Here is a 9154-nt window from a genome sequence, read left to right as displayed (position 1 = left end):
CGGTGGAGGCCGTCGTAGGAGCCGGGGATGCCCTTGGCGTCCATGATGTCCAGCGCCTCGCGGATCCAGCCGTCCAGGTTGTTCGCGTACTGCTTCTCGGACTTGGCGGCGGCCTTCTTGACCTTCGGCGTGAGGGCCTTGCGCTCGGTGGAGCGGTTGGCGGCCTGCTTCGCGGTGTGCGCCTGCTTGTCGACGGCGGTGACCTTGATGTGGTCGGCGACGGTCGCGGCGACCGCGTGGTCGGCCGGCGTCGCGGCCTGACTCGGCGACGCGAGCGCAACGGCCGCGGCGCAGCTCGCGGTGGCCACCAGCGCCGCGGAGAACTTGTGCGTGCGGCCGGTGCGGGCGGTGCGGGGCAGAGTGAAGCGCATGCGGAATGACCTTCCAGGGGGGTGGCGGGGGCAGGTGGCCTTCGGTGGCCCGTGAGGACCGAGGGTCATCGCCGTGCCCGCCGTTCCGGCTGAGGTCATCGGCTCGTTCTCGGTGCTGCCGAGAACAATGTTTAGCGAGTGCCCTGGTTGGTGGCAATGGTGCCGAGTACTACCTATGTTCGTCAGATGGTGCGAAATGCCCGATGTAAAGGCCGCGCTCGGCGCCATCTGCCGGAATGGCGTCGACTAGGCAGGCTCGTAAGTGATGTGCGTCCTGTGCCCCGCATCACCCGACGGGCACGCACATCCGGCTCCGGAACGCCCGCAAAGTTGCCTGGCTCACACGGCAGATGGGCGTTTCACCCCCTTTGTGTCGATACGTGAAGGCGGCCCCTGCGTAGCGATACGCAGGGGCCGCCAGGACCGGGCCTCCCGCCACCGCGGGGGGCCTTCCCGTCGTCAGTCCTCGAGCAGCCGCGCCGCCAGGTGCTCGATACGGGAGTGCCATGCGGCCAGCGCCGCCTCCGTGTCGAATCCCTGCGGTCCCGTCTGCGTGAGCACCAGCCGGGGGCCGTGGCCGGTGCCCCGCCGCAGCTCCCAGCGGACCGTCCCCTCCGGGTGCCAGCGGTACGCGAGCAGCTCGGACGCCCGCACCTCGGTCACCGGACCGCCCGGGATCTTCTCCGCGGTGAAGCCCTCCGGTACGGGCGCGCCCGGGGCCGGCTCGTCCCCCTCGGTCAGCGCTGCCCAAACGGCGTCGGCCGGCCGTACCAGCTGACGCTCGAAGCGGACCCGCGGGCCCTCCGCCGTGTCCTCGACGGTGCCGTGGCCGAGATCGAACTGCTCGAGATACGCCTCGTGCAGCGCCCCCGAGTCGGGAGACACGGCCGTCGACGCGCCGTCGAGCAGCTGCGAGAGCGCGGTGATGCACAGATGCCAGCCGGAGGCGAAGCTCGCCCCGCCACAGCGGTCGCCGAAGGTGTGCACCAAGGTCAGCAGCGAACCGTCCCCATCGGGTGTGATCTCCCAGCTCAGATGGTCCTCGCCCCAGGTGAAGGCGAAGAGCCGGGGCTCGTCGGCATCGGTGACCGTGCCGGTCATGGCGATGCCGCTCAACCCCGGCATGGAGAAGGCCATCGCCCCGCCGGGCCGGAGCTCCACCGTGACCTCGGCGGGAAACCACTGACCGAGCCGGGCCGGGTCGGTGATCGCGGCCCACACCTTCTCGGGCGGATGGGCCAGCCGGCGCTCCATCCGCAGCGCGGTGCGGCCGTCAGCGGTGGTGAGGGTGTCGGAGTGGGGGTTCATCGGGGGTCCTCCATGGCGTCGAGATGCCGTTCGAGGGCGTCGAGGCTCCCGGTCCACAGATGCCGGTAGTGGGCGAGCCAGGCGTCGAGCTCCGCGAGCGGCTCGGGCCGCAGCTCGTACCAGCGGCGCTGGGCGTCCTGCCGGACCTGGACGAGCCCGGCCTCGCGCAGCACCCGCAGATGCTTGGAGGTGCCGGGCTGGCTCAGCCCGGTCCGCTCCGTGAGCTCACCGACCAGATGCGGTCGCTCCAGGAGCAGATCGAGGATCTTGCGCCGGCTCGGTTCCGCGAGTACGTCGAACGGTATGGGCATGGACCCAGTATTACCTTGCGGCTATATAACCACAAGGGAATGTTAATCCTTGCAGGTCAGGCGCTACACATACGCCGGATCTCCCACCGCCGCCTCCTCCTGCGGCGCCGGGACCAGGCACGGCGCCGAGTTCAGCGGTGCGTCGGTGAAGAAGCGCACGGCCAGGTCCGCGACCTCCCCCGGACGCTCGAGCACCACCCAGTGATCGGCGTCGGGAATCGTCACAAAGCGGCTGCCGGGGATGGCCGCCGCGAAGTCGCGCTGTCGGGCCGGGGCGGTCACCGTGTCGTGCTCGCCGCTGAAGACGAGCGTCGGCACGCCGGTCAGGCCCGACGAGAAATCCGGGCGGTCCACCAGCGCGCGGCGCAGGGAGTCGACGGCATGCGGTGAGTTCCGGGCGGCGTGCAGCATCGAGCGCCGGACATAGCGATAGGCCAGCCGCCGTTTCGTCACATGCCGCCGCTCGTCAAGACACATCAGGCCCTCGGTCACCAGGGTGGCGAAGTCCTCCGACTCGCCGCGCGCAAGATGGTCGGCGGCCCGCCGCCACAGTTCGAGCTGCGCCGTGGTGACGTGCGCCGGTACGCCGCCGAGCGCCAGCCGCGCGATACGACGCGGGAAGCGCTGGGCGCACCCATAGGCCAGGCCCGCGCCGTAGGAGAAACCGAAGAGATTGATCTGCGGGACGTCCAGATCGTCGATGACCCTCTCGATCGCGGCGCACACGAGGTTGATGCTCGGACCCGCGGGCAGCGGATCGGCGCTGCCCATGCCGGGCAGGTCGGCGGTCACCACGTCCGCCACCGGCCCCACCTGGTCTTCCATCTGCGGCCAGCCGAACATGCCCTGCAGCGCACCTCCCAGCACCATGACGGGCTCGGTGATCCGGTCCGGCTGCCGGAGCAACCGGTAGGAATAGGACACTCCGCTCACCGACAAAGCGCGGATCGTTTCCTCGGCCATGGCTGATTCCTTCTCGGGAAGACCGACGGGAACGGGCTGCGCCGATGTGGCGCGCCCGCTCCCGTCGGTTGCAGTCGGTGGGGTGCGGATGATCAGGCGCGCGTCAGAACGAGCGCGGCGTTGTGCCCGCCGAAGCCGAGCGACGTCTTGACCGCGCAGTCGAACGTCGCGGGCCGGGCCTCCTTACGCACGATCTCGATCGGGATCCGCGGATCCGGTACGTCGAGGTTGGCGGTCGGCGGCACCAGCTGGTGCTCCAGCGCCAGCACGGTGAGCGCGGTCTCGATGCCGCCGGCGGCGCCCAGCGTGTGCCCGGTCATCGCCTTGGTGGAGGTGACCAGGGGGTGACCGCCGAGCACCCGCTCCAGCACGGTCGCCTCGATGAGGTCGTTGACGACCGTCGAGGTGCCGTGCGCATTGACGTGGCCGACGTCGCCCGGCGCGACCTCCGCATCCGCCATCGCCGTCCGCAGCGCCCGTTCGATGCCCGCGCCGTCGGGGTCCGGCGCGACCGCCGCATACGCATCGCTGGACGCGCCGTACCCGGAGACGTGCGCGCGGACGGCGGCCCCGCGGGCGCGCGCATGCTCGGGCCGCTCCAGTACGACCAGGCCCGCGCCCTCGCCGACGACGAAACCGTCCCGTTCCGCATCGAACGGACGGCAGGCCGCGGCCGGATTCTCCCGCCGGGTGGAGACCGCCTTCATCTGGCAGGCACTGGCGATCAGTAGCCGCGAGACGGTCGATTCGGCGCCGCCGGCGATGGCGATGTCGCAGACGCCGGCCCGCAGCAGTTGGTGCGCGGTGCCCAGCGCCACGGTCCCGGACGAGCAGGCGGTTGCCACGCCGAAGCTGGGGCCGTGCACGCCGAGGTCCGTACAGACGCTGCTGGCCGCGCTGTTGATCACGGTCAGCGGGGCGAGTTTGGGGGAGACCCGCCGGGTGCCGCGCTGCGACATCGCGACATGCTGCTCGTCATAGAAGGGCAGTCCGCCGTGCGCGGAGCCGATGACGACCGCGATCCGGCTGCTGTCCCAGGTCTTCGGATCCAGCCCGGCGTCCGCGACCGCCTCCCGTGCGGCGATCACCGCGAGCTGCGAGAAACGGTCCATCAGCCGCTGGGTGGCGACGCCCAGCACCGCGGCCGGATCCAGATCCGTGACCGTGTACATGAAGTCGCAGGGAAGGTCGGCGAGTTCGTCCTGCCGTGACACTCCGCTCGGTACGCAGTCCTGGGTGACGGAGTGCCAGGCGGCCTTCGCCCCCACACCCGCCGCGGTCACCAGTCCCAGTCCCGTCACCGCCGCGGAGAACGGCTGCTGCCGGGCCGTCACGCGGCGACTTTGCCGTCGACGGCCGCCACCAGCGCACCCACGGTGTCCCGTGAGGTCAGCGCCACGTCGTCGAGGTCGATGTCCAGCCGGTCCTCGATGAGCACCCGCAGCTCCTCCAGCGCCAGGGAGTCCATGCGCAGCGCCCGCAGCGGTGTTTCGTACCGGATCTCAGCCATGGCGACCCCGAATCGTTGGACCAGCAGGTCGTGGACAAAATCTGCCGCATTCACGTGGCGCTCCTCCGCTGTTCGTAGACGTGCTGCCAACCGCGTCCTGGCGGGTGCTCGCCGGCGGCTCCGGCTGGTTTGGCCATCTTTATACGCCTTGGCCCCAAAGAGCCCCCAACATCGGTAGCTCAATGGAGTGATGAGCGCAACGGGCTGTGCGGGGGAAGCGCGCGCGCACCGCGGCGGGCACCTGCCTGTCCTAACGGCACGGGTCGGTGGAGGGTACGGGGCGAACCCCGCCGGACTCGGCCCGGCGGCGCCCGGACCCCGCCCGTCCGCGGCCGGTCAGGCCTCGTCGAGCGCGTGGGTGACCCGCCCCAACAGGCCCCGCAGCGTGAGGAGTTCCTCGACCGTGAGACCGGTCGCGGCCAGCATCCGGCGGGGCACCGGCAGGGCCTGGGTGCGCAGGTCCTCGCCCGCCGACGTCAGATGGACGGTGACCGAACGCTCGTCCTCGGCGCTGCGCTCGCGCCGTACGAGGCCGGCGGTCTCCAGCCGCTTGAGGAGAGGGGAGAGGGTGCCGGAGTCCAGCCGCAGCTGCTCACCGATGGCCTTGACGGGCTGCGGGCCGTGTTCCCACAGGACCAGCATGGCGAGGTACTGGGGGTAGGTCAGGCCCAGGTCCTTGAGGGCGTCCCGGTAGACGCTGCCGAAGGCGCGCGAGGCGGCGTGCAGCTGGAAGCAGACCTGGTGGTCGAGGCGGAGCAGTTCGGAGTCGGGTACCGGGAGCGTGGTCATGGGTTCAGGTTAGCTCGTCGCAGATGATTTGATTGTGCACAACTAAGTTGCGCACAATTCAAAGGTGTGCAATCGTTGTGGTCATCGGGCGGCCGGGAAACGGCCGCCGGGCCCACCCAACGCAGGGAGAATCCGATGGACGCGCTGTACACCGCTGTCGCCACCGCCAATGGCCGCGAGGGCCGGGCAGTCAGCTCCGACGGCCAGATCGACCTCGCCCTCGCCATGCCTCCGGCGCTCGGCGGCAGTGGCGCGGGCACCAACCCCGAGCAGCTCTTCGCCGCCGGGTACGCGGCCTGCTTCGCCAGCGCGATGGCCAATGTCGGGCGCCAGATGAAGATCGACACCAAGGATGTCTCGGTGACCGCCGAGGTCTCCATCGGCAAGGACGACACCGGCTTCGGCCTCGGCGTGATCATGCGCGTCGAACTGCCCGACGCCCTCGCCGGCGACACCGGTCGTCAGCTGGTCGAGGCCACCCACCAGTACTGCCCGTACTCCAAGGCCACCCGCGGCAACATCGACGTCGAGCTCGTCATCGAGTAGCTCATGAGCGACGGGGGACGCTCGCCCTCTGCCGGGCCGCCGCCTCACGCATCATCGGCCGCATACACCCGCCGCCCGCCGACAAATGTCTGCAGGACCCGCGTCCCGGCGATCGCCTCGCTCGGGCCGTCGAAGGGGTCGCGGTCGAGGACGACCAGATCCGCCAGCTTGCCGGGCTGGATGGTGCCGGTGTCGTCGAGGTGGTTGGCGTAGGCGCTGCCCGCCGTGTACGCGGCGAGGGCCGAGCCGAGGTCGATGCGCTGGTCGGGCAGGAAGACCGGCGCCGACGGCGGCGCCTCCGGCGCCCGGCGGTTGACCGCGACATGCAGGGCGGCGATCGGGTCGGGGGAGCTGACCGGCCAGTCGCTGCCCGCCGCGAGGGTGGCGCCGGACCGGAGCAGGTCGCCGAACGGGTACTGCCAGGAGGCCCGCCGGGCGCCCAGGAAGGGAATGGTCAGCTCGTCCATCTGCGGCTCGTGGGCGGCCCACAGCGCCTGGATGTTCGCCGTCGCGCCGAGCCGTCGGAAGCGCGGGACGTCCTCGGGGTGGACGACCTGGAGGTGGGCGAGGTGGGGCCGGGTGTCCCGCCGGCCGTTGGCCGCGCGGGCGGCCTCGACCGCATCCAGCGCCTCGCGGACCGCGCGGTCACCGAGGGCATGGAAGTGAACCTGGAACCCCTCGGCGTCCAGCTCCGTCACATACCTCCGCAGCTCCTCGGGATCGATGAACGAGATGCCGCTGTTGTCGGACGCGCAGCCGCACGCGGTCAGATACGGGCTGAGCATGGCCGCCGTATGGTTCTCCGCGATCCCGTCCTGCATGATCTTCACGCTGGTCGCGCGCAGCCGTCCACCCGTCAGCTCCGCGCGCCGAGCGAGGAGATCAGGAATCTGCTCGGCCCCGCGCGACCGGTCCCACCACAGGGCCCCGGTCACCCGCGCGGTCAGCTTCCCCTCGCTCCGGGCCGCCAGATAGGCGGGGGCGGCGTCGGCCATTCCGAGGGCGCGGCCCAGCAGCGCGTCCTGCCAGGCGGTCACCCCGTAACGGTGCAGGAGGCGCTGCGCCCGGAGCAGCCCGGCCAGCTGCTCGGCCGGCGTCGGCTCGGGAACGAGGTCGCCGACCAGCCGCATGGCGCCCTCCTGGAGCATGCCGGTCGGTTCGCCGGCGGCGTCGCGCTCGATCCGCCCGTCGGCCGGGTCGGGCGTACGGGAGGTGAGCCCGGCCCGCTCCAGGGCGCGGGAGTTGGCCCAGCCGCCGTGGTGATCGCGGTTGACCAGGAACACCGGCCGGTCGGGCACGAGAGCGTCCAGGAACTCCCGGTTCGGCATGCCGCCGGGAAAGGCCTCCAGCGACCAGCCGCCGCCGGTGATCCACGGCGTGTCGGGATGCGCGGCGGCGTAGGAGTGGATCAGCCCGCGACAGGCATCGGCGGTGGCCGCCTGGCTGAGATCGCACTGCCCCAACTCCAGCCCGCCGCCCACCGGATGGACATGGGCATCCTGGAACCCCGGCATGAGCAGCCTGCCCCGCAGGTCGACGACCTCCGTACGGGCCCCGATCAGCTCGCGCATCCCGTCCTTGTCCCCTTCGTGCCCAACGGCGACGATCCGGTCCCCGCGCACGGCCACCGCGCTCGCCCGGCTCCGCGCGGGGTCGACGGTGTGCACGGGGCCGGAGAGGAAGACAAGGTCAGCGGGGGTGGTGGTGTTCATGTGGGGCTGTTCCTCCTGGTGCGTCGGGGTAGGGGTCGGGGTCGGGGGAGGTGGGGGAGTGGTGGGGGCCGTACGGGGCCACGGGACCGGGCAGGCGGGGGCGATCACCCCTCGGCGGGGCCGGCCTGCCGCCCGCCCGCCCCGTCCATCGGCAAGGTGATCGCGTCGGCGTCCGTCCCCCGGCCGGTACGGAAGTAGGGGGCACGGCGCACCCACTTGGCCCAGGCGGCCACCGCGAGCCCGGCCAGTACGAAGAGCGTGGGCAGCATCAGCAGGAACCAGCCGTTGTCCGGGCTCGCCTCGAAGTGGTCGCTCATCGTGGCGTAGTCCCAGATCAGGTAGCCGCCGAGCGTGAACAGCGCCAGCGCGCTCGCCGCAGGGACGACCACATCCCGCAGCGCGCGCACCGGGCCCTGGCGCCAGCCGGCCCGGAAGCGCACCGCACAGGCGAGCGCGGTGAGTCCGTAATAGAGGGCCACCGTCAGGCCGATGGAGTTGACCGCGGTGAGGATCATGTCGTTGAGCCGGGGGATGCCGACGGCCAGTACGGCGAGCAGCGCCGCGATGGCCATGATCAGGAGGGTGCCCACCGCGGGGGACCCGTACCGCGGATGCACCCGCTGCCACACCGCGCCCAGCGTCCGGTCCCGCGCCATGGCCAGCGCGCCGCGGGCGGTGGGGATGACGCTGGACTGGAGGGAGGCGAACGCGGAGCACATCAGGGCGGCCAGGGGCAGGGAGGCCCAGGGCTCGGGTGCCAGCCGGGCACCGAGGAAGGTGAGTGCCTGCGGACCGTTACGGATGAGTTCGCCGGTGCTCATCACCCGCTGGAACGCGAACGCACCCAGCAGGAACAGGCCGAGCATCGCGACCAGTGCAATCAGGCCACCGCGGGCGGCGTCGGACGCGCTGCGCGTCTCCTCGTTCACGCTGAACGCGGCGTCCCATCCCCAGTAGATGAACACCGCGATCACCATTCCCTGCGCCAGTGCCTCCGGCGAGGAGATCTTGAAGGGATCGAGCCAGGAGAGCGAGAACGGCTGGTCGCCGACGACGAGCGCACAGCCGCAGAAGCCCAGCAGCACCACGTATTCGAAGATCAGCAGTCCCAGCTGCATCCGGGTCGCGGACCGCACCCCGGTGACGGCCGTGACCGTGACGACGACCAGCGCGACCAGCCCGACCGCCGTACTGATGCCCGTGGAGGCCGGATCCAGCCGGAGCCCCAGCACGCTGTGCAGGCCGAGCTTGTTCAGGAACTGCAGCACAACGGAGCCGGTGACCGCGCCCGTGTACGCCATGAAGATCACGTTGCCGACCAGCACCACCCACCCGGTCAGAAAGCCGGGCCAGGGGCCTATGGACCGGCCCACCCACGTGTAGCCGCTGCCGCAGTTGGGCTCGGTGCGGTTGAGGCGGGCGTACGACAGCGCGATGCCGAGGATCGGGAGGAAGGCGAGCAGGAGGAGGGCGGGGGTGTGGCGGCCCGCGTACGCGGCCAGCGTGCCCATCCCGATGCCGATGCTCGTGGTCGCCGCCGTACTGGACGCGGCGATCGCCACCCCGTCCTTCACCCCCAGCGAGCGGCGCATCCTCGCCGGTCCGGGGTCCTGCACCTGCTGCACCTGCACCTGCTGCTCTGCG

General features: G+C 71.3%; 9 protein-coding genes and 1 pseudogene. 1 reads left to right on the top strand and 9 read right to left on the bottom strand.

The genetic code is table 11. From position 1 onward, the window contains the following. The 7 genes and pseudogenes from AB0D04_RS33280 to AB0D04_RS33250 form a co-directional block, all read right to left on the bottom strand. Window positions 1-371 (bottom strand): annotated as a pseudogene (locus AB0D04_RS33280) (lytic transglycosylase); the annotation flags it as partial. A gap of 459 nt (window positions 372-830) precedes the next feature. Beyond that, window positions 831-1679, bottom strand: a complete 849-nt coding sequence (locus AB0D04_RS33275) for an SRPBCC family protein (protein ID WP_362710990.1) — start codon at window positions 1677-1679, stop codon at window positions 831-833. Next, window positions 1676-1990: a metalloregulator ArsR/SmtB family transcription factor gene (locus AB0D04_RS33270; RefSeq protein ID WP_362710988.1), complete on the bottom strand. Its 315-nt coding sequence runs from the start codon at window positions 1988-1990 to the stop codon at window positions 1676-1678. The genes AB0D04_RS33275 and AB0D04_RS33270 overlap by 4 nt, the downstream gene beginning before the upstream one ends. A 63-nt stretch (window positions 1991-2053) precedes the next feature. Further along, a complete protein-coding gene (locus AB0D04_RS33265) occupies window positions 2054-2953 on the bottom strand; it encodes an alpha/beta hydrolase (protein WP_362710986.1) in 900 nt (299 codons plus the stop codon). Window positions 2954-3045: 92 nt separating this feature from the next. Next, a complete protein-coding gene (locus AB0D04_RS33260; RefSeq protein ID WP_362710984.1) occupies window positions 3046-4287 on the bottom strand; it encodes a beta-ketoacyl-[acyl-carrier-protein] synthase family protein in 1242 nt (413 codons plus the stop codon). Further along, window positions 4284-4517, bottom strand: coding sequence for an acyl carrier protein (locus AB0D04_RS33255; RefSeq protein ID WP_362710982.1), 234 nt, complete (start codon window positions 4515-4517; stop codon window positions 4284-4286). The genes AB0D04_RS33260 and AB0D04_RS33255 overlap by 4 nt, the downstream gene beginning before the upstream one ends. Before the next feature lie 282 nt (window positions 4518-4799). After that, window positions 4800-5252 carry a MarR family transcriptional regulator gene (locus AB0D04_RS33250; RefSeq protein WP_362710980.1) on the bottom strand — a complete coding sequence of 151 codons (453 nt, stop codon included), beginning with the start codon at window positions 5250-5252 and terminating at the stop codon, window positions 4800-4802. 135 nt (window positions 5253-5387) lie between these two features. Here AB0D04_RS33250 and AB0D04_RS33245 point away from each other — a divergent pair, with 135 nt between their 5' ends. Beyond that, entirely contained in the window at window positions 5388-5798 is a 411-nt protein-coding gene (locus AB0D04_RS33245) for an organic hydroperoxide resistance protein (protein ID WP_362710978.1), read from the top strand. 44 nt (window positions 5799-5842) lie between these two features. Here AB0D04_RS33245 and AB0D04_RS33240 read toward each other — a convergent pair whose 3' ends face one another. Both AB0D04_RS33240 and AB0D04_RS33235 read right to left on the bottom strand, forming a co-directional pair. Beyond that, window positions 5843-7510: an amidohydrolase gene (locus AB0D04_RS33240; protein ID WP_362710976.1), complete on the bottom strand. Its 1668-nt coding sequence runs from the start codon at window positions 7508-7510 to the stop codon at window positions 5843-5845. 104 nt (window positions 7511-7614) lie between these two features. After that, window positions 7615-9102 (bottom strand): APC family permease, encoded by a 1488-nt coding sequence (locus AB0D04_RS33235; RefSeq protein ID WP_362710995.1) that lies wholly within the window; start codon window positions 9100-9102, stop codon window positions 7615-7617. Window positions 9103-9154: the final 52 nt, after the last annotated feature.

The organism is Streptomyces sp. NPDC048483 (genome assembly GCF_040651455.1).
Taxonomy (GTDB): domain Bacteria; phylum Actinomycetota; class Actinomycetes; order Streptomycetales; family Streptomycetaceae; genus Streptomyces.
This window is presented reverse-complemented; position numbering and strand designations above follow the sequence as displayed.

What these genes read in the sequence shown, in the direction of transcription:
- AB0D04_RS33270 (WP_362710988.1), bottom strand. Translation starts at nt 1,990, where the DNA reads ATGCCCATACCGTTCGACGTACTCGCGGAACCGAGCCGGCGCAAGATC.
- AB0D04_RS33265 (WP_362710986.1), bottom strand. Translation starts at nt 2,953, where the DNA reads ATGGCCGAGGAAACGATCCGCGCTTTGTCGGTGAGCGGAGTGTCCTAT.
- AB0D04_RS33235 (WP_362710995.1), bottom strand. Translation starts at nt 9,102, where the DNA reads ATGCGCCGCTCGCTGGGGGTGAAGGACGGGGTGGCGATCGCCGCGTCC.
- AB0D04_RS33240 (WP_362710976.1), bottom strand. Translation starts at nt 7,510, where the DNA reads ATGAACACCACCACCCCCGCTGACCTTGTCTTCCTCTCCGGCCCCGTG.
- AB0D04_RS33245 (WP_362710978.1), top strand. Translation starts at nt 5,388, where the DNA reads ATGGACGCGCTGTACACCGCTGTCGCCACCGCCAATGGCCGCGAGGGC.
- AB0D04_RS33275 (WP_362710990.1), bottom strand. Translation starts at nt 1,679, where the DNA reads ATGAACCCCCACTCCGACACCCTCACCACCGCTGACGGCCGCACCGCG.
- AB0D04_RS33250 (WP_362710980.1), bottom strand. Translation starts at nt 5,252, where the DNA reads ATGACCACGCTCCCGGTACCCGACTCCGAACTGCTCCGCCTCGACCAC.